Raw genomic sequence first — 20643 nt, 5'->3', positions numbered from 1 at the left:
GGCTAAGCGTCTTTCTTGGCAGTCAGATACTCGATGAACTCAGGGCCAACGGTCGTAACGTCGCCGGCGCCCATAGTAAGCAGCAGATCGCCCTCACCTACCATCTTCTCGAGCTCACGATTGAGCTCGAGACGGCTGGAGCAGTACACGACCTCCTTGCCAGGGTGCTTGGCGCGCACGGTATCAGCGAGCATCTTGGAGGTAACGCCCGGAATCGGCATCTCGCCGGCAGAGAACACATCGATGAGCAGCAGCTTATCGGCATTGGCGAAGGCATCGGCAAAATCATCGCACAGCGCCTGCAAACGCGAATAGCGGTGCGGCTGGAACACGACGTCAACATGCTTATAGCCCAGCGACGAGGCGGCGGCAAGCGTCGCCTTGATCTCGGTGGGGTGATGGCCGTAGTCATCGACCACGGTGATGCCGTCAATATCGCCCACATGGGTAAAGCGGCGGCGGACGCCCTCAAAGCTCGAAAGCGCCTCGGCTGCGGCATCGACGTCGAGACCCAGGACATGGGCAACGGTTAGCACTGCCGTGGCGTTGAGCATGTTGTGGCGACCGGGGTTGCTCTTGATCTCGACAGCATGCTCGGTCCCATCCTCAAAGCGAACGATAAAGTCGCTCTGAATGCCCTTGACATCCGGATGCACGCAGACGACGTCGTTGGTTTCGGCAAAGCCATAGGAAAGCACGTGGCGGCCCGTCGACTTGGCGAGTTCGACCAGATGCGGGTCCTCACCGCAAACGATGACGGTACCGCTCTCTCCAACCAGGCCCATAAACTTGGCAAAGGTGGCCTCGATCTCCTCGATGCCCGAGTAGTGGTCGAGATGGTCGGCCTCGACGTTGGTCACGATGACTACGTTGGGGTTCAGGAACAGGAACGAGCTGTCGGACTCATCGGCCTCGGCGACAAAGTAGTCACCCGAGCCGTTCTTTCCGTTGGTATCGTAACCCTCGACGATACCGCCGATCAAAAAGCTGGGATCCAGACCCATGCGGTCGAGCATAGTGGCACACATCGAGGACGTCGTGGTCTTGCCGTGCGTACCGGCAACAGCGATGGTGGTGTAGCCGTGGCCCAGAGCCGAGAGCATCTTGGCGCGGGGCCACACAGGAATACCGAGCTCGCGAGCACGCACAAGCTCGGGGTTGGACTCGGGAATAGCGGTAGAGACCACGACCACGTCGGGCTTGACCTCATCGATCGTGGCGGCCTCGTGGCCCACGTGAACCTTCACGCCAGCACGGGTAAGCTGACGAATGTAGCGCGAGGTCTTAAGGTCGGAACCGGTAACGGCATAGCCACGCTCGTGCAAAACGAGAGCGATGCCGCTCATGCCGGCGCCACCGATACCGATAAAGTGGGCGCTCTTGAACTCGGGCGCGGAGGTTGCAGTCTGGGAATCAGCCATGTGCTCGTGTACTCCTTGCGTAAACACTGCCTGTAACCCGTTAACTGTACCGCACCTACCGCATCCGCGCGAGCGCAAGCTCGATATCCCGTCTAACTAACGCAAACCCTCTACCGCATCGGCCAAAAGTGCGGCGGCGCGGTCCTGAGCCAACCCGCGCGCCGCCTGACGCATGGCATCGCGCGCTGCAGCGTCATCGACCAGATGCAGCAGCTCCTCGGCAAACGCCGGAGCATCGATATCGGCATCGGCACAAAGCACGCCGGCACCGGCATCGACCAGATAACGCGCATTGGTCGTCTGGTGGTCGGCCGTGGCATGCGGATACGGCACGAGCACCGAAGGCACGGCGAGGGCGGCAATCTCGGCCACGCTCGAGGCGCCGGAGCGCGAGAGCACCAGGTCAGCTGCAGCTAGCATGTCGCCCATGTTGTCAATGTAGGGCTGGACGCGATAGCGCTTCATCTCATCGGACGTCAGCGCCAAAGCACGCTCGGTGTCCTCAAAGCCGTCGGCACCCGTCGAATGCAAAATGTAGAAATTCTCGCGGGTCAGCAGCTCACTCTTGAGCGAGGCTACGCGCTCGTTGAGATGCTGAGCACCGAGCGAACCACCAAAGACGAGCAGCAGCACAGCGTCCTCGGGCACGCCAAGTGCCTCGCGGCCGCGGGAGCGATCGCCCTCAATGACCGAGCGGCGCACCGGATTACCGGTCATGAGCACATGCTCGGGGTCGCCCGCGCGCTCAAAGACAGAGCGCGCAGCCGGCACCGAGATACACACGCGGGCGGCATGGGAGCTCATCATCTTATTGGCCAGGCCCGGAACAGAGTTCTGCTCGTGCAGCAGATACGGAACGCCCGCATCCTTGCACCAGCCCAGCAGCGGGACCTCGACGTAGGCACCAAAACCGATAGCCGCATCGGGCTTGCCAACCTTTGAGAAATGGCTGGCGAGCGAGCGCTTGGCCTTATTGACGCGCCACAGCGAGCTCAGCGCGGTCCAAGGACGGGAGCGGTCGAAGCCCGTGACCGTGATAGGTACAAAATCGAACCCGGCCTCGGGAACCAAACGACCCTCGAGCTTATGCGACTGGCCCACGAACACAACATGATGTCCGCGGTCGCGCAACTCCTCAGCCAAGGCAAGCGCAGGGTTGATATGTCCCGCCGTGCCGCCGGCTGCGATAGCAACGGTCATCTTATCGGTCATGAAAATCCCTTCGTACGCGCGGTCCCTGATCTTCGGTGCGCAGACGCGCCGATGGGTCCGAATTCAAATTGATTCGATTATATCCGCCACCCGAGCTTCGGGGGTTCGGGCGTTGGGGACGCCCCTGCGGAGCCGTTCGCGGGCGCGGACGAGCCGCCGGCTCGGACGCAGAGCCATCCAAGACGGTAAAACCGTTGCGCGAAGGGCGATCGCCGCGCACATGGGGCACGCCGGCGGTGCTCTCGTCCATAACGGCAAAGCTCTCGCGGCGACGATCGTACTCATCACGACGGGCGCTCTCGTGCGAGACGCGCAAGATCAGCCCCGCAAGCATAAGCGATACGATAATCGACGAACCGCCGTAGCTGATAAACGGCAGCGGCTTACCCGTCATGGGAAACACGTTGAGGATGCCCAGCGCATTGATCAAAAACTGTACCGCGAGAATGACTGCGGAACCCGATGCCATGAGCGCTCCGCGACGGTCCGCAGCCTGCTCGGCAATGCGAAACGCTGAGTAAATCAGCATCGCAAAGACCAAGAAGAGTAGCACGGTCCCGACAAAACCGACCTCCTCGCCGATAATGGCCAGAATATAGTCGTTGTGTGCCTCGGGCAGATACGAGTACTTCATGGTGGAGTTACCGATGCCACGGCCGAACAAGCCGCCCGAAGCAAACGCCATGATGGCAAGCGTTGCCTGATAGCCATCGCCATACTCGTCGGCCCAAGGGTTCAGGGCAACCTGAACACGCACCATGCGGTACGGCTCTGCAACAAGCGCAAACACACTCACGACAATGACGAGAATGATCACGCCGATGATAAACTTGGGGTCTAGGCCCGCAAATAACGCCATACACATGAGGGTCAGCGAGATGATCAAGACGGTGCCATAATCGGGCTGGATAAAGATCAAAAAGAGCGAAATGCCCAAGTAGACGACCATCTTGCGAAGGAACTCGTTGATGTTGCCACCGGGCGAAAAGAAACGGTCGAGTATGATGGCCGAATACGCGATGGCAAACGGTTTTAAAAACTCAGACGGCTGGAACTGAATACCGGCGATGTTGAGCCAGCGCGTGGCGCCACGGCTGCCACTGCCGACAAGAAATACCGCAAACAGCAAGAGAATCATGCCGATAAGGAAGACCCTAAGTACATCTTCCCCAAACCAGTTGTCCGGCAAGACGCGAACGATCGCAACCATGGCAAGCACGCCAACCCCGGCAAATGTAGCCTGTCGAACCAGGAAATACGTCGCCGAGCCGTTCTCGTGCAATGCCTCGACCGATGACGCCGAGTACACCATCAGCAGACCAAAGCACACTAAAGTAAACAGGCACGCCATGAATATCAAACGAGGGCGCATGATGCGGGCGGGGACGCCGGCAATATAGCGTTCGCTGAGCGTCTGCCCGCCGCGACCGGAACGCGGCGTACTGCGCTGCGAGGAAGCACGGTCCGAGTCGGGCCTCCTCATACCTTGTCGGGGGCTCTCCTCTCTCACCGGCGGCCCCTATTCCATTTGCGATTTCGCTGCGGCGGCAAGCTGGGCCACGTAGTCCTTAAACACGCGGCCGCGCTCCTCGTAGCCCGAGAACTCATCGAACGAAGAACAGGCGGGAGAAAGCAGGATCACGTCGCCTCGGCTCGACAGCGAACGGGCAACGTCGACGGCGTCGCGCAGGTCGTCAGCCTGAGCGATATCAACGTCACCATCGACATCGGCCTCGTCCATAGCGGCGGTAAAGCGCTCGCGCGCATCGCCAAAGCAGACGACCGATCGCACGTTGTCCATGACAACGCGGGCGAAGGACTCGAGTGGCGTGCCCTTATCGTGACCACCGAGCAACAAGATCACGTCGTCGTCGGGAAACGCCGTCAGGGCCTTTTCGACCGCATCGGTGTTCGTTGCCTTGGAATCGTTGACGTAGCGCACGCCATCGATCTCGCCACAGGGCTCAACGCGGTGCTCCAGCGGCTGGAATGAGGCCAGGCCGCGACACACACCGTCGACATCGGCACCGACGGCCAGGGCAGCCGTGGCAGCGCACAGGGCATTGATGACATTGTGATGTCCGGAGATTTTGAGCTCGGACGTGGCGATGAGCGGGGTCTCGACGCCCTTCAGGCGAATGACCATCTTGCCATCGCGCACAAATGCGGCGTCCTCGCCCGCAGGCTCGTCAAAGGCGACCTTGCAGATGCGACGACCCGGCGTGTAGACATACTCATCGAATTCATGGATACCGGCATCCTCGACGTCGATAACCACAAGGTCATCGTCGACCATATTCTCGAAGAGCTTAATCTTGGCGAGCGCATAGTTCTTATGGCTCTTGTGCCAGCCCAGATGGTCGGGGGTAATGTTGAGCAGCACCGCCACACGGGGGTGAAGCTCCTGGGTCGTTGCGATCTGATAGCTCGAAAGCTCAGCTACAAACCACTCGTTATGCGCGCGGTCGTCGATTTCGTTCACCGGAGGCTCACCGATATTACCGACAGCAACGCTCGCCTCGCCCGCCGCCTTAAGCAGGTAGTCGGTCAGCGACGTGGTGGTTGTCTTGCCGTTGGTGCCCGTAATGGCGATCCAATTTTGGGGAGACAGGCGGTAGGCAAACTCGGGCTCACCCATGATCTGGACAGCGTGATCGCGGCCAGCCTTAAAGAATGCCGAGAACTCCGAGATGCCCGGACACGTCACGCATACATCAAACGCGCCCTCGACCTGCTCGGTTCCGTAGACAAACGATACCCCGCGCGCCTCGAGCGAGCGCGTGGCATCATTGGGCTCGGATGTGCCGCCGCCGTACACGGTAACGGTACTCACGCGCTCGGGGTGCGCAAGCGCCCAGCGAGCGACATCTAGACCGGACTTACCCTGGCCCAAGACGAGAAGGCTAAAGGAATCTGCAAGAGGCATGAAAAACCACTATCCCAACTGGAAAAACAGGGCAAGGCCCAGAGCGCCAAAAGCGGCAGCGACAATCCAAAAACGGATGACGACCTTAGTCTCGGCCCATCCCTTCTTCTCGAAATGATGATGAATGGGCGCCATAAGGAAGACGCGCTTATGCGTAAAGTGGAAGTAGACGACCTGAATCATGACCGACAGGGTCTCGACGATAAACAGGCCGCCGATGATGAGCGAGACGACCTCGGTGTTGGTCATAATGGACGTGCAGGCAAAGGCTGCACCCAAGGCAAGAGAGCCGGTATCACCCATAAAGATGCTCGCCGGATAGCAGTTAAACCAAAGGAAGCCCAGGCAAGCACCAGCACATGCGGTACAGAAGATAGACAGGTTTACGTCACCGTACAAAAACGCCATGGCAGCCATGGCAAGCATGGCAATCATGGAGGTGCCACCGGCAAGGCCGTCCAGGCCATCGGTCAGGTTCACGGCATTAGAAAGACCGGCGATCATCAGCCAGCAAAAGACGATGTAGAGCCACGGAAAGGTAAGGCCACCAATGGTGGTCGAGAAGATACCGAGGTCAATCGTCAGACCGCCGGGAAAACGAATCTCGGGGGCAACGCCGCACCAGCTGACGGCAAGCACGGTAAACGTGACGCAGATGATGGTGAGACCAATCATCTTGGCGTGGGGCGTCAGGCCGAGCGAACGACCGTGCGTGACAGAGGTCAAATCATCGATAAGGCCCAGAACGCCGGTTGCAAGCGTGGCAAGCAGCACGAGCACAAGCTCGGTGGTGAGCTTGCCCATCAAAAGGCACGTCAGCGAAACGGCTACGAGAATGACAACGCCGCCCATGGTGGGCGTGCCCTGCTTAATCAGGTGGCGTTTGGGTCCATCGGCGCGGACCTGCTGGCCGATACCCTCGACCTTAAGAAGCTTGATCCACCACGGCATGAGCAGCAGCGCAATGGCGGCGGCGATGCCAAGTCCCAAAAAGGCCTGGTATGTAGGATACGCGGGGTTCCCGAACATGGGCTAGCACACACCTTCCACAAAGCGGTCGAGCTCGACAAAGCGAGAGCCCTTGACCAGCACAACGTCATGTTTCTCAAGTGCGCCGGCCATACGGTCGAGCACCTGCTGATAATCGGAGAACACCTGGATGCGGTCCTCGTCCATGCCCATCATGCGCGCGGCTTCGGCCATACGAGCGGCCAGCTCACCGCCCACGCACGCCAGCATATCGAGCTTCTTAGCCGCGGCATAGGCGCCCACCAGCTCATGCATGCGGGGGGCCTCGTCGCCCATTTCGCCCATCTCGCCCAGAATCGCCATTCGAGAGCCGGAACACGAAAGCGAGCACAGCAGGTCAAGGCCAGCAGCCATGGATTCGGCGCTGGCGTTATACGAGTCGTCGATAATGCGGGCACCGCTCTTGGCGTGTTTGATCTCCTGACGATGACCGGTAATCGCGATACCCCTAAAGGCAGCATCGATCTGCTCGGGGGTCACACCCAAACGATAGGCAACTGCGGCGGCCTTAACGGCATTGGGAACGGACTGGACGCCGGGAATGGCGAGCATGGTGTCAACGGACTCACCCATGCCAAAGTCAAGCGTGAAGACCGGGCGGCCCTCATCATCAATGTGAATGCCGCGGGCGCAAACCTCATCAACATCCGAAACACCCGCCAGCATCACGTCGATACCCGCGGGCTCGGCAAACGTCTCACGAATGAACGGGGTGAAGTCGTCTTCGCCGCCCAAAACCAGCAACGGGAGAAGGTCGTCGGCGGCACACATGCCCCCAACAATCTCGGACTTAGCGCGGGCGATATTCTCGCGACTTCCCAGGATTCCAATATGAGAGGTGCCGATCTTGGTCACGATGGCAAGGTTGGGATTGGCGGACCGAGAAAGGCGCTCGATCTCGTGAAAATGGTTCATACCCATCTCGAGAACCAGCACCTCGGTGTCGGCAGGAGCGGCCAAAACCGTGAGCGGCATACCGATCAGATTGTTGAAATTACCCTTGGTGGCCCAAACGCGATAGCGCTTGGCAAGCACTGCCGCAAGGACATCCTTGGTCGTCGTCTTACCGATAGAGCCGGTAATGCCAACCACTAGGCAGCCAAGCTGCGTGCGATAGGCATGTGCCAGGCGCAGCAAAAATTCCTCGGGATCATCGGTGTGTAGGATGGCGCAGCCCTTACGCTGAGCCAGCGATACAAGCTCGGCGTTGGGCTCGCGCGTCATCACAACAGCGCCGGCGCCCGATTCGATGGCGCGGGAAGCAAAGTCGTTTCCGTCGACTTTTTCACCCGGAAAGGCAACAAAAATCGTGCCTTCCTCAACCTGGCGCGAGTCGATAACGCACCCACGGCATACCCGATCGGCTTCTCCCGTCACGGTTCGGGCCCCTGTTGCGGCCGCGAGGTTGTTGACGGCGATCTCTATCATTGCAGCTCCCCTGTAAACCTAATAATGCTATCGGCGTATTGTATCCCAGCGCCACGCATGCGTGGTGCAGGGCATGTGAACACCCTCCAGATTAATCGACAGCCCTTTTCAGGATTGTAACCCCCTACTTGGTGCGTGGGATACCCAACACATCGAGCGCGTTAGCCATAATGACCTGGAACGGCACGGCGGCGGCATCCGAACCGCTCGGCGTTCCGTCGAGCGTGATATAGCACAAAACCTTGGGTGCTTGCGCCGGGGCAAACCCCATAAAGGACGACATATAGCTCGCTTTGAGGTAGCCGCCTTTTTCATCGGCGCGCTCGGCCGTACCGGTCTTACCCGCCACGTCGTAACCATCGACGGCGCCCCCGACACCCGTGCCCTCGGAAACGACCGTCTGCATGCACGATGTCACCTGGGCGGCGGCATCCTCAGAAATCGCCTGCTCTCCCTCACCCCAGTCCTTCTCCTCGCCTTTGCTGGATTTATAAAAGTGCGGCGTCATCATCACGCCGTCGTTGGCAATGCCGCCCACGGCGCGCGCAATCTCGATCGGCGAGACAGACAGCGCTTGGCCAAAACTCATCGAGCCCAACGTGGCGCCGTCATACTGGTCACGCTCCTTGACAATGCCAAGGCTCTCGCCGGGAAAATCGATGCCCGAACTGTGTCCAACGCCCCATTTGTCCACGTACGCGGCAAAATCGTCCGCGCCGATCTTATGCCCGACCAATACAAAGCCAACATTGGATGAGCGGCGCATCATCTCGCGCACATCCATGGTCATGGCGTAGTCACGCTTATCGGCATCGGTGACGGTATCGTCGCCAACCTTAATGCTCGCCGGCACCTCAAACGACGTACTCGAGCGCACGACGCCCAAGTCGAAACCCGCACCTGCAACGAGCGTCTTAAAGACCGAACCGGGTTCATACGCATCGGTGACCAAGCGCAAGTTCATATCCTCGGTCTTGGCGTTCTCCAAATTGGTCGGGTCGTAGGTCGGATATGAACAGGCGGCCAGAATCTCGCCGGTAGTAGGGTCTGTCACCAAAGCCGAACCGTTCTTGGCTTTGGTCTTCTCAACCGCCTCCGCCAGAGCGTCCTCTGCTGCACGCTGGATATTGACATCCAGCGTCGTCACGATGTCAACGCCATCGATGGCGGCAACCTTTTTATAGGCGCCACCCGCAATATAGCTATCGTCCCTCGCGCGCTCTCGTACCAGCGTGCCGTTTGTTCCGGTCAGCAATTTGTCATATTGCTTTTCAAGGCCCGTTAGGCCCACGTTGTCAACGTTCACCACGCCTAGAACCTGCGAAGCCAGATTGCCGTATGGATACACCCGCTTCATCGCCTGCTCAAAGAGCACGCCGGGCAGATTTTTCTTCTTCAATGCCGCGGCATCGTCCTCGTCCACCTGGCGCTTGATATACACCCAAGTGCCATCGGACTGAACCAGCTTGCGGCAAGTCTTCTTATCGATTCCAGTCGCCTTAACCAAGGCCGATACCGTTTTATCGACATCCTCGATCAGCTGTGGATTCACGGCGACATTGCTGCACTCGACCGACGACGTCAGCACGTTGCCGTTTCGGTCGTAGATCGTGCCGCGTTTGGCGTAAAGCGTCTCCGCAAGCAGGCGTCGAGCATCGGCGCGCCCGCGCAACTCATCGGCATTTACGATCTGGTAGTCGGCAAGGCGGATGGCGCCCGCAGCCAGACCCAAACCGATACAACCCATGACGACATTACGGCGAGGCAATGGCGTCCCCGTAAGCCATTCGGTCGAAGATCGTCTATTCGATCTGCTATTGCGTACTTGAGGGTCATCCGAGCCGCGAAGGCGCGACGTTGGGTCGTTGCCACGATTCGACCCCAAGTTGTAAGATGACCGACCCGATCCTTGATAACCAGAACGTCCCCGCGAAGAGGGACGTCCCTGCCCGCGACTCCCGTCTGGACCGCGACGATAATCATTTGTCATACTCAGCTACCGTCTTATTACTGGACAGCCGCAGCCGAGCTAGCGCCCGCGGCTGCATCCTGCGAAAAATCAAGTGTAACGCTCTCACTGGGCTCCACCATGCCATAAGCGCCCGCAAGATCGCGAATGCGTGTATCGGCACCATAAACAGAGTGCATGACCTCAAGGTCGGAGCTCTCATCGGTCGCCTTCTCGAGCGTGTTGGTAAGCTCGGCGTTGCTGTTGAGCACCTGGGCCGTAACGCTTGCAAGCGCCACGCGGGCGACGCCAATCGTCATGAAGATAGCCGCAATGATGCAAAACGTTTTAAGAACGCTCATGAAAACCGGGCTTACCGCCTGGTTTGCCTGACGGCCCGCGCCCGTGTAGACATCAAAGCGCGGCGTGCGCTGCTCACGAGGAGCAGCGGGCGCCTGCGGTGCCTCGCGGTAGGCGGGCATGGCGTTCATATCATAGGCGAGTGCTGCGTTTGAGGTGTTGTAGCCCATGATATGCCGCCTCCCATCCCGAGTACGTTGGTAGTGTGTTTAAGCTTCGTCTATGGTGCGAGCGGGAGGTCCAATATCGCGCGCGTAACGCTACAAGCGCTCCGCCACGCGGATTTTGGCTGATCTCGCCCGAGGGTTGCGCGCAACCTCATCGGGTTGGGCAACCAAGGGTTTGTGGGTGATGACCTTGAGTATCGGCACGTTGCCGCACACGCACACCGGAATCTCCGGCGGACACGTGCACCCCTGGCTCATCTCCTTAAAGTGGTTCTTTACGATACGGTCCTCGAGCGAGTGATACGAGATGACGCAGATGCGTCCGCCCGGGTTGAGCCACCTGGTGGCGGCGTCAAGTCCTCTCTCGAGCACATCGAGTTCATGATTGACCTCGATGCGAATGGCCTGGAAACTTTTCTTGGCCGGGTGTCCGCCATGCCGACGAGCGGCAGCCGGAATGCCAGCCTTGATGATCTCGACAAACTGACCGGTGGTTTCAATCGGTTCGGACTCGCGGCGACGCACGATCTCGCGTGCGATCTGCGAGGCGAACTTCTCTTCGCCATAGACGCGTAGAATCCGGGCGAGGTCGTGTTCGTTATAGGTGTTGATGACCTCAGCTGCGTTTAGGGTGTTGTTACCCGGATCCATCCGCATGTCCAATGGGGCATCTTCGTTATACGAAAAGCCCCTGCCAGGGATATCGAGTTGCGGTGACGAGACGCCCAAGTCGAACAGGAAGCCATCGACCCCGGGCACCTCGGCCGAGCAAAGCAGCTCGTCCAAGTCGCCAAAGTTACCCTTCAGCAGCTGATGCGGGACGCCGGGGACCTCGCGGTCCAGACGGGCACCAGCGGCCTCGAGGGCCATGTCGTCCTGATCGACGCCAAGCAAAAGACCCGTCTCCCCCACCTGCGCGGCCATCTTTACCGAATGACCGGCACCGCCAAGGGTGCAATCGCAGACGACAGATCCGCTCTTTAGCTGCAGCGACTCAAGCACTTCGCCGAGCATGACAGGTTCATGCCGATATTCTTGTGTCAAGATCCCACGCTCCATCCGTTACTCATGCCTTGCCCTTACGAGAAGAAGAGGTCCAGCAGAGCCTCATCGTCATCGTCCTCATCGGCCGTAGCACGGTCCCAAACCTCGAGGTGGTCGTAGTTGCCCACAACCGTGACCTCGCGGTCGAGGTTCGCCTGCTTGCGGAGAGACTCAGAAAGACCGATACGACCGGCGCTGTCCACATCCATCGAGGTGGTGCGCTTGTTGATCGCCCTCATGAGTTTCTGGTCGTTGATGTCACGCGGGTTAAAACCCTCGTGGCCCTCACGACCCGCGAAGAGTCCTTCGACCCACTTATCGAAGGCCTCGGCAGAGAACACGTACAGAGCATCGACATCCAGGGCTTTGAACACGCGAACATGCTCTCCAAGCTCCTCGCGAAGGGGTGCAGGCAGGGACAGACGACCTTTTGCATCGAGATTGCGCTCGTATGCACCCGTCATTCCCATGTGCGCCCTCCCCTCGGTTACTCAGATGGCACGTACGCGGGGAACCACCCCGCCTGTCGACGTCATTAATAATATGGGGAACAGCCCCATTTTTCAACATCTTTCCCCACACCTTCCCCCACAACACCCCACCACTCCACCCTCTATATGCTGTAAAACACCCTCGTTCATATGTTCGAAAACACAATATGTTGTGTTTACAGCAAAGCTGGGATGCCATCTGTAGCAGCCCGGCTTTCAACCTCAACCTTCAAGTTGACCTTGAGGCGAATTTTGTGTCCCTTTACGCGCCGTTCACATCGCCCCCCAAACTTCCCCACCAACGTCACGCGTGACCCACCGGCGCATCGGCGCAAGACAAAAGATGGGGCGGACCCCAGATTGCCGATACGCGCACAAAACCGCGTCACGACAACCTGGGGTCCGTCCCCCATTAGTTGTAAATATGCAGGTCAAAGAGTCGCTAGCGATGCGCCAACGGATGAGCCGCCAGGTAGACCTCGGTCAGCTGCGTACGGTCGACATGCGTGTAGACCTGTGTGGTCGAAATGTCGGCATGTCCCAAAATCTCCTGTAGCACGCGCAGGTCGGCACCGCCCGCAAGCATATGGGTCGCAAAGGAGTGACGCAAGGTATGAGGATGAAGTCCCACCAGTCCCACCTGACGCCCGTATCGCTCGCATATGACATGAACACTCTGACGTGACAGGCGACCACCGTTCTTATTTAAAAAGACTGCCGGTGTCTTTGACCCGCGGGCATGGGCGGCCAGGCGCCGACGCCCATCAGCAATATATTGAGCCATAGCCCGTGCGGCACTTCCCACGAGTGGGGCAAGCCGCTCCTTCGAGCCCTTGCCGCGCACCAGCACAAAGCCGTCGTCAAAATGAACGTCGCCCACATCGAGCCCCACCAACTCGCTCACGCGCAGGCCACATCCATAGAGCACTTCCAAAATGGCATGGTCCCGCAAACCCATCTCCCCTTCCGGGAAATCTTGGTCGAGGAGCGCCGAGACATCCCCTACCGAGAGACACTCCGGAAGGCGCTCCGCCTTTTTGGGCAGGCGCAGTGCAGCCGTCGGGTTTTGGGCGACGATCCCATCGCGAACCAAAAAGGCATGCAAACCTTTCACGGCCGCAACTGCACGCTCCACCGAGGCATCGGAGTAGCCCCCGTCGCGCCGATCACCGACAAAACCCTCTATTATCTGACGGTTCACGCCTTCAAAGGACTCAACACCGGCCCGCTCCAGGTAGGAACAGTAAGTCGTCAAGTCACGACGATATGCCGCGATCGTATTGCGCGCCAAGCCTCGCTCGACCGCAAGGTAATCAAGATACTCCCCCGTCACCGTATCGAGCAACGAGGGTGTATCTTCGGTATGTCTTTCTTTCGCTGGCACCCTTAGTCCGTCGCGAGGTTCATGGGCGTCACCTGCAGGCGATCGATGCCCTCGTGCTGGCCAATCGAGGCGCGCACGAACTCGCGGAACAGAGGCTGCGGCTTGGTCGGACGGCTCTTAAACTCGGGGTGGGCCTGGGTGGCCACATACCACGGATGCACGTCACGCGGCAGCTCGACCATCTCGACCAGACGCTCGTCAGGCGAAAGACCCGAGATAACCAAACCCGCGCCCTCGAGCTGGTCGCGGAAGGCATTGTTGAACTCAAAGCGATGACGGTGGCGCTCATAGACAAGCTCCTCGCCATAGGCCTCGCGCGCAAGGGTATCGGCAGCGAGCTTGCACGGATAGGCGCCCAGGCGCATGGTGCCGCCCTTCTCGGTCACGTCCTCCTGCGAGCTCATCAGGTCAATTACGCTAAACGGACCGTCCGGATCGAACTCGGAGGAGCTAGCGCCGGCAAGGCCGACCACGTTGCGGGCAAACTCGCACACGGCGACCTGCATGCCCAGACAAATGCCCAGATACGGAATCTTATGCTCGCGAGCAAACTCGGCAGCAAGAATCTTGCCCTCCAGGGCACGCTTGCCAAAGCCGCCGGGCACCAAAATGCCCGATGCGTCGCCCAGCACCTCGGAGACGTTCTGCTCGTCGAGGCTCTCGCCGTCGACCAGCTGCACGTCCACATGACGATCATAGAAAACGCCTGCATGATGCAGGGCCTCGATAACCGACAGGTAGGCATCGGGGAGCTGGGTGTACTTGCCCACAACGGCGATCTTGACCTTGTCGGTATGGTGGTTGGCATGATTCTGTTTGCGCAGGAACTCGTTCCACTCGCTCATGTCGCGCTCGCGCGGGTCCAAGCCCAGGCGTTCGCAAATGCGCAGGTCAAAGTCCTGCTCGGCGAGCAGCTGCGGCACGTCGTAAATACTCGCGCAATCTTCGTTGGTAAAGACGCAGTCGGTATCGACGTCGCAGAAGCTTGCGATCTTGCCACGGATGGCATCGTCGATATGGTGATCAGAACGCAGCACAATGATGTCGGGCTGAATGCCAAAGCTGCGAAGCTCCTTGACCGAATGCTGCGTGGGCTTGGTCTTGACCTCGTGCGCGGCGGCGATATAGGGGACGAGCGACACGTGGATGTAGCAGACGTTCTCGGGACCGGCCTCTTTACGATACTGGCGGATGGCCTCCACGAACGGCTGCGACTCGATATCGCCAATCGTGCCGCCCAGCTCGGTGATGACCACGTCGGAACCGGTCTGCTCCTCGATGCGGCGGAACTTATCCTTAATGGCGTTGGTGACGTGCGGAATCACCTGAACGGTGCCGCCTAAAAAGTCACCGCGACGCTCGCGGGCAATCAGGCTCTTGTAGATAGCGCCGGTCGTAAAGTTGGAATCACGGGTAAGATTCTCGTCAATAAAGCGCTCATAATGGCCCAGGTCCAGGTCGGACTCGTAGCCATCCTCGGTCACGAAGACCTCACCATGCTGAAACGGGCTCATGGTGCCGGGGTCGACGTTCAGATACGGGTCGGCCTTCTGCATCGTCACCTTGTAGCCGCGTGACTTGAGCAGACGGCCCAACGAGGCCGCGGTGATGCCCTTACCCAAGGACGAAACTACGCCGCCGGTTACAAACACATGCTTGGTCATATTGAATTACCTGCGCTTCCCGTAGAAGTTTTCCATTCATATCTTACGGGTCTTCATTGTAATACTCGAAAAGCAAGCCGCTCGCTATTTTTCACCCGCATGCCCGCATTTCTCCATCTCGAAACAAAACACCGCCCAAGTAGCTTTGGGCGGTGCAGGCTCGTCGAAACTGCCGTGTTGTTACCGATCGGCAGTCTCATCCTTCAACATATCTTGAACAAGCATGCCGGCACGAACACCCTTAAGGTACCACTCGCCTCGCCCGGTCAGGCATATGCCGTTTGCAAGCTGGCCGCCATCATCGTTATAACGAGAAACGACCTCGATAAGGCCATCAGAATCCAAACGGTCGATTGCAGCGCGGGCACGATACGGCGAAACCCCTACGCACTCGGAGAGTGTCTTGCGCGAGAAACCGTACGGCACACCGTTTCCCTTAGATTGCCGAGCGATCTCCATCAGCACCAGCACCTCGACACGCTTCATATCGTTGACACTCGCACGACCCTTGCCCGCCATGGCAGCCTCCTCAAACCGAGCACGAGCATCAAAAGCACCGCGCATGACCGGCGCATCCCTCGATGGCCGGCAACATCCATCATGGGTAGCCCCGCAAAGGATGTATCCACTGAGGTAATTGTATACCGCGCAAATCGCTTTTGGGCAGGTAAACGGCCTAAATTTCGGCAAATATAGCCCTAAAACCCCCTAAGCGCCGCATCGGGTGCGCACTCCGATGCGGCGTCTCATCTCAATCTTAGCGATGGAAGAAACCGCGGCGCTCAAACTTGGGCTCACAGCACACGTTAATGCCCAGCTTGCGCAGCACCGTCTCGTCCGTAGGCGAGATAATCACGCTAAAGAAGGCGTCGCAGCCGCGCAGCTGCTCAAGACCCGAAAGAACACGAGTAGCCGTCTCGCTCGTGGCCGAGGTGATAGAGAGCGCCATGAGCGTCTCGTCGGTGTGGAGACGCGGGTTTTTGCTGCCAAGGAAATGCGTCTTGAGCTTGCTGATAGGCTCAATCGCCTCATCGCTGATGACCTCGAGCTCAAGATCGACGCCCGAAACATGCTTAAGCGCGTTCATGATGAGCGAGCTCGCGGCACCCAGACGCGTTGAGGTCTTTCCGGTCACTACCGAACCGTCCGGCATCACCATGGCACCCACGGGACCGCCCGTCAGTTGCTCCCTGGTGAGAGCAGCCGAGCGTGCCGGCGAATAGTTCTTGTCGATGCCGGCTTTTTTCATAATGAGTTTGAGACGGTCGACCTGCTCATCGCCCACGCCAGTACGGCGCACGCTTTCAACCGCGGCAAAATAGCGGCGCACGATCTCCATCTTGGAGGCATCTCGGCATGCATCGTCATCGGTAATGGCAAAACCGACCATATTGACGCCCATGTCCGTGGGGCTCTGATAGGGGCTCTCGCCCAAGATCTTTTCCATGAGGGCGCGAACAACCGGGAACGCCTCAACGTCTCGGTTGTAGTTGACCGTGGTCTTGTTGTATGCCTCAAGGTGGAACGAGTCGATGATGTTGGCGTCATCGAGGTCTGCCGTGGCAGCCTCATAGGCAATGTTCACCGGATGCGTGAGGGGGAGATTCCAGACCGGGAAGGTCTCAAACTTGGCATAGCCGGCAGCGGTGCCATGCTTGTGCTCGTGATACAGCTGCGACAGGCAGGTGGCGAGCTTACCCGAGCCAGGGCCGGGCGCCGTCACGACAACGAGCGGACGCGTGGTCTCGACAAACTCGTTCTTGCCGTAGCCTTCATCAGAAACGATCAGGTCGACATCGTGCGGATAGCCCTCGATGGGATAGTGCAGCTTGGCGGGAATGCCGAGCGCGTTTAGACGATTGCGGAAGACGTCGGCAGCGGGCTGACCGGCATACTGCGTGATAACCACGGCGGCAACGGCAAATCCGTTCCCGCGGAACAGATCGACCAGACGCAGGACGTCCTCGTCATAGGTAATGCCCAAGTCGCCACGGGCTTTGTTCTTCTCGATATGGTTCGCATTGATTGCGATGATGACCTCGACGTCGTCGGCAATGCTCTTGAGCATGCGGAACTTGCTGTCCGGTTCAAAACCCGGCAGCACGCGGCTCGCATGATAGTCATCGAACAGCTTGCCGCCAAACTCCAAATACAGCTTGCCGCCAAACTGCGAGATGCGCTCCTTAATGTGAGCAGCCTGCAGCTCGATATACTTCGCGTTGTCGAAACCCTGGCGCATGTATGGCTCCCGTCCCGTTTCCATTTAATGTCCTAGGCGATTATAGCGGAGCAGACCCTCCCCCACCGACGAGGCCGGGGCAGCTAATTTGGGACGGGGCTTTTTTGACTACCCCCACATAAAGGGTAGTCAAAAAAGCCCCGTCCCAAATTAGCTGCCCCAAACGCACTCCCCCTGCACCAACAATGGCAACATCGCAGGTTGAGCATAAGTCAGCGAGCGCCGTCCAGAACGTACAAGTTGGCATGAAAAAGGCAAGGCATAGACCTTTTGGTCATGCCTTGCCTTTTGAATGACAAATTGTCGTTCTGGGCGGCGCGCAGCGTCAACTGGTTGCGCGGTTCGTAGAACCGCGCAACATAAGAGCGCCCCCTCCCGCGCACGGAACGGGAGGGGGCTAAAGGTAGGAGTCTACCGGTGGGTTGACCCCACCGGACAGACGATGACCAAGTGATCCTCTACAGGATCGTCAAGGTTTCCGTGGGGCACCCGTTGGGTACTTAGATCAACACGCAGGCGACGGTCAGGATGATGGCGCAGACGACGGAGAGAACGACGATGAGCTTAAGGGCAAACTTGAGCCAGGTCGTCCACTCGATCTTGGCCAGGGCGAGACCGCCCATGATGGCACCGGAGGTCGGGGTGAACAGGTTCACGACACCGATGGCGGCGGAGAAGATCATGACCATGACCTCGGGCGAGAAGCCGAGCTTAACAGCCAGCGGTCCCATGATGGGCATGGAGACGGTAGCCATACCAGAGGTCGACGGGATCAGGAAGGACAGGCCGAAGTAGACCAGGAAGCTCATGGGAGCGAAGATCACGCCGGACAGACCAGCCAGGGCACTGGCGGCAGCGTCGAGGACGTAGACGTCGAGACCGGTGTTGGCCATGAGGACGGAGATGCCACGGGCGAGGGCGATGACGAGAACAACGGACATCATGTCGGCAGCGCCGGTGATGAAGGTGTTAACGATCTGCTTCTCGGACAGGCCACCGATGATACCGATCAGGATAGCCATGAGGAAGAACCAGGTGGAAGCCTCGTCGAAGTACCACTGGCCAATGGGCAGGCCGGTGATCAGGGCAGACCAGCCCTGGACGACGGTGTTACCGTCGGCATCGTAGACAGCGCCAGCGTCAAAGAAGTTGGCAACGCCCTCGTTGAGGTCGGCCAGCGGAATGAAGCCGACGATCATGACGACGAAGGTGAAGGCAAAGGCGATCAGAACACCCTTCTGACGACCGGTGAGCTTGACCTCCTTGTTAACCTCGGAAGCAGCCTTGCCGTGAGCCTCTTCGGCGTCCTTGAGCTCCTGCATCGACAGGATGGTGGAACCCTTGTCAGCCTTGACCTTCTTGGCATAGCCCATGACGAAGAAGATGGAAATGGCCGTGGTAACAATCCACAGGACGGCACCGAGGCCGATGATGATGGACTGGTTGACCTCAATGCCAACGCCGGTCAGAGCGTCGACGGCAGCGCCGACGGCGAACGGGTTAACCGTGGAGCCCAGGCAGCCGCAGCCAGCGCCGAGCAGGACGGTAGCGGCGCCGACCATGGGGTCGAAGCCGGCAGCCATCATGGTAGCGGCGAGCAGGGCGTAGAAGGGAACGGTCTCCTCGCACATACCATAGGTGGTACCACCGAGGGAGAAGATGAGCATAAGGACAGGAACGAGCATGATCTCGTTGCCCTTAAGCTTCTGCACCAGAACGGCAATGCCGTTGTCCAGGGCGCCGGTCTCGGTCATCATACCGAGGAAGCCGCCCAAGATCATAACGAAGAGGCAGACGGGCAGAGCGTCAGCGAAGCCCAGAATCGGGGCGGTGCAGAAATCGCTCAGGCGGGCTGCAGTAACAGCGCCGCCGGACGTGCCGGAGACGATAACGGTAATCACTGCAACAATTGCCAGCAGAGCTAGAAGAATGGTGAACGATGAAGGCATACCGCGCTTTTTCTTAGCGGTCTCAGTCATAGTTCTCATCCCCCCTTCATAAATCATTTAACTTTCTCGCGCGAAGCGGATCTTCCGTGCCGTGCCCACCGCCCGACGCAAGATATTTACCAGACAAACCGCTCGGGGTGTGCAGCAATACACCCCGAGCGAAATGCTTAAAGGCTCTTACTTGAGCGTTGCGTACATGACAGCCTTGATGGTGTGCATGCGGTTCTCGGCCTCGTCGAAAACCTTGGAAGCGGGGCTCTCGAAGACCTCGTCGGTGACCTCCTGCTCGGTAATGCCGAACTGCTCGCACTTCTCGGCGCCAATCGTGGTGTTGGTGTCGTGGAAGCTGGGCAGGCAGTGCAGGAAGATGGCACCCGGGTTGGCCATAGCCATGACCTCGGAGGTGACACGATACGGGGTGAGCTGAGCGATGCGCTCGGCCCAGACCTCGTCAGGCTCGCCCATGGAGACCCACACGTCGGTGTAGATAACGTCGGCACCGGTGACGCCGTCCTTGACGTCGGTGGTCAGCTTGATGGTGCAGTCGTTAGCCTCGGCGATGGGCTTGCAGGCCTCGATGACGTCGTCAGCGGGCATGCACTCCTCGGGGCCACAGGCCACGAAATTCATGCCGAGCTTGGAGCAGACAACCATGAGGGAGCGAGCAACGTTGTTCTTGCAGTCGCCCATGAAGACGAGGGTCTTGCCCTTGATGTCGTAGTTGAAGTTCTCCTGGACGGTCAGGATGTCGGCGAGCATCTGGGTGGGATGCCACTCAGTGGTCAGGCCGTTCCACACGGGCACGCCGGACTTAGCGGCGAGCTCCTCGACGTCGTCCTGGGCAAAACCACGGAACTCGATGCCGTCATACATGCGGCCGAGAACGCGGGCGGTGTCCTCGATGGACTCCTTCTTGCCCATCTGCGACGAACCCGGATCGAGGTAGGTGACGCCCATGCCCAGATCCATGCCGCCGACCTCGAAGGCGCAGCGGGTACGAGTGGAGGTCTTCTGGAAGAGCAGAACGATGTTCTTGCCCTCGAGATAGCGATGCGGAACGCCAGCGCGCTTCATGTCCTTGAAGTTCTTGGAGAGCTTGAGCAGGTACTCGATCTCCTCAGTGGTGAGGTCGAGGAGCTTGAGGAAGCTACGGCCGGAGAGGTTAACACCCATGGTTCGTTTCCTTTCGAAAAATGAATTACGCAAGTATTAGTGTTGCCCGTTTGACGGGCAAAACCGGTGCGGTTGTAGGGGGACCGCACCGGAAACGGAAAACCTTAGAGGTCCTCGCGCCAGAAGGGCATGCTCATGCAGCGCGGGCCGCCACGGCCGCGGGAGAGCTCGGCGGAGGGCACGACGAGAAGGTCCAGGCCCTCCTTGT

Annotated in this window: 17 protein-coding genes; all 17 read right to left on the bottom strand. The window is 59.1% G+C overall.

What is annotated here, in order from left to right:
- Positions 1–2: 2 nt before the first annotated feature.
- Entirely contained in the window at positions 3–1421 is a 1419-nt protein-coding gene (gene murC / locus ACTQXO_RS08065; RefSeq protein WP_154515246.1) for a UDP-N-acetylmuramate--L-alanine ligase, read from the bottom strand.
- 96 nt (positions 1422–1517) lie between these two features.
- Positions 1518–2633, bottom strand: a complete 1116-nt coding sequence (gene murG / locus ACTQXO_RS08060; protein WP_441038965.1) for an undecaprenyldiphospho-muramoylpentapeptide beta-N-acetylglucosaminyltransferase — start codon at positions 2631–2633, stop codon at positions 1518–1520.
- Positions 2623–4143, bottom strand: coding sequence for a putative lipid II flippase FtsW (gene ftsW / locus ACTQXO_RS08055; protein WP_441545601.1), 1521 nt, complete (start codon positions 4141–4143; stop codon positions 2623–2625). Before ftsW ends, murG begins: the two co-directional genes overlap by 11 nt.
- Positions 4144–4152: 9 nt before the next feature.
- Positions 4153–5559 carry a UDP-N-acetylmuramoyl-L-alanine--D-glutamate ligase gene (murD, locus tag ACTQXO_RS08050; RefSeq protein ID WP_427794730.1) on the bottom strand — a complete coding sequence of 469 codons (1407 nt, stop codon included), beginning with the start codon at positions 5557–5559 and terminating at the stop codon, positions 4153–4155.
- A gap of 9 nt (positions 5560–5568) precedes the next feature.
- Positions 5569–6588 carry a phospho-N-acetylmuramoyl-pentapeptide-transferase gene (gene mraY, locus ACTQXO_RS08045; RefSeq protein ID WP_441033208.1) on the bottom strand — a complete coding sequence of 340 codons (1020 nt, stop codon included), beginning with the start codon at positions 6586–6588 and terminating at the stop codon, positions 5569–5571.
- 3 nt (positions 6589–6591) lie between these two features.
- Positions 6592–8016 (bottom strand): UDP-N-acetylmuramoyl-tripeptide--D-alanyl-D-alanine ligase, encoded by a 1425-nt coding sequence (locus ACTQXO_RS08040; protein WP_427719184.1) that lies wholly within the window; start codon positions 8014–8016, stop codon positions 6592–6594.
- A gap of 124 nt (positions 8017–8140) precedes the next feature.
- Positions 8141–9784, bottom strand: a complete 1644-nt coding sequence (locus ACTQXO_RS08035; protein WP_441545600.1) for a peptidoglycan D,D-transpeptidase FtsI family protein — start codon at positions 9782–9784, stop codon at positions 8141–8143.
- Positions 9785–10023: 239 nt separating this feature from the next.
- Positions 10024–10494, bottom strand: a complete 471-nt coding sequence (locus tag ACTQXO_RS08030) for a hypothetical protein (RefSeq protein ID WP_427719178.1) — start codon at positions 10492–10494, stop codon at positions 10024–10026.
- Positions 10495–10584: 90 nt separating this feature from the next.
- On the bottom strand, positions 10585–11550 hold the full coding sequence (gene rsmH / locus ACTQXO_RS08025; RefSeq protein WP_441038964.1) for a 16S rRNA (cytosine(1402)-N(4))-methyltransferase RsmH: 966 nt from the start codon (positions 11548–11550) through the stop codon (positions 10585–10587).
- 20 nt (positions 11551–11570) lie between these two features.
- On the bottom strand, positions 11571–12005 hold the full coding sequence (locus ACTQXO_RS08020) for a division/cell wall cluster transcriptional repressor MraZ (protein WP_035137949.1): 435 nt from the start codon (positions 12003–12005) through the stop codon (positions 11571–11573).
- A 463-nt stretch (positions 12006–12468) separates the two neighbouring features.
- The gene (gene xerD, locus ACTQXO_RS08015; protein WP_441545599.1) at positions 12469–13410 is read right to left on the bottom strand and encodes a site-specific tyrosine recombinase XerD; all 942 of its coding nucleotides are present in this window, start codon (positions 13408–13410) and stop codon (positions 12469–12471) included.
- Between the two features lie 2 nt (positions 13411–13412).
- On the bottom strand, positions 13413–15074 hold the full coding sequence (locus ACTQXO_RS08010) for a CTP synthase (RefSeq protein WP_441033221.1): 1662 nt from the start codon (positions 15072–15074) through the stop codon (positions 13413–13415).
- Positions 15075–15254: 180 nt separating this feature from the next.
- Positions 15255–15638: a hypothetical protein gene (locus tag ACTQXO_RS08005; RefSeq protein ID WP_154515229.1), complete on the bottom strand. Its 384-nt coding sequence runs from the start codon at positions 15636–15638 to the stop codon at positions 15255–15257.
- Positions 15639–15831: 193 nt separating this feature from the next.
- Positions 15832–17313, bottom strand: a complete 1482-nt coding sequence (locus ACTQXO_RS08000) for a DUF1846 domain-containing protein (RefSeq protein WP_154515227.1) — start codon at positions 17311–17313, stop codon at positions 15832–15834.
- 500 nt (positions 17314–17813) lie between these two features.
- Positions 17814–19301 carry a YfcC family protein gene (locus ACTQXO_RS07995; RefSeq protein WP_370450555.1) on the bottom strand — a complete coding sequence of 496 codons (1488 nt, stop codon included), beginning with the start codon at positions 19299–19301 and terminating at the stop codon, positions 17814–17816.
- Positions 19302–19439: 138 nt separating this feature from the next.
- Positions 19440–20435, bottom strand: coding sequence for an ornithine carbamoyltransferase (gene argF, locus ACTQXO_RS07990; protein ID WP_154515223.1), 996 nt, complete (start codon positions 20433–20435; stop codon positions 19440–19442).
- A 104-nt stretch (positions 20436–20539) separates the two neighbouring features.
- Positions 20540–20643 (bottom strand): arginine deiminase family protein (locus tag ACTQXO_RS07985; protein ID WP_147343553.1); only part of this gene is annotated, 104 nt, incomplete at its 5' end.

Origin of the sequence: Collinsella sp. LCP19S3_D5 (genome assembly GCF_052121415.1) — a bacterium.
GTDB lineage: Bacteria > Actinomycetota > Coriobacteriia > Coriobacteriales > Coriobacteriaceae > Collinsella.
This window is presented reverse-complemented; position numbering and strand designations above follow the sequence as displayed.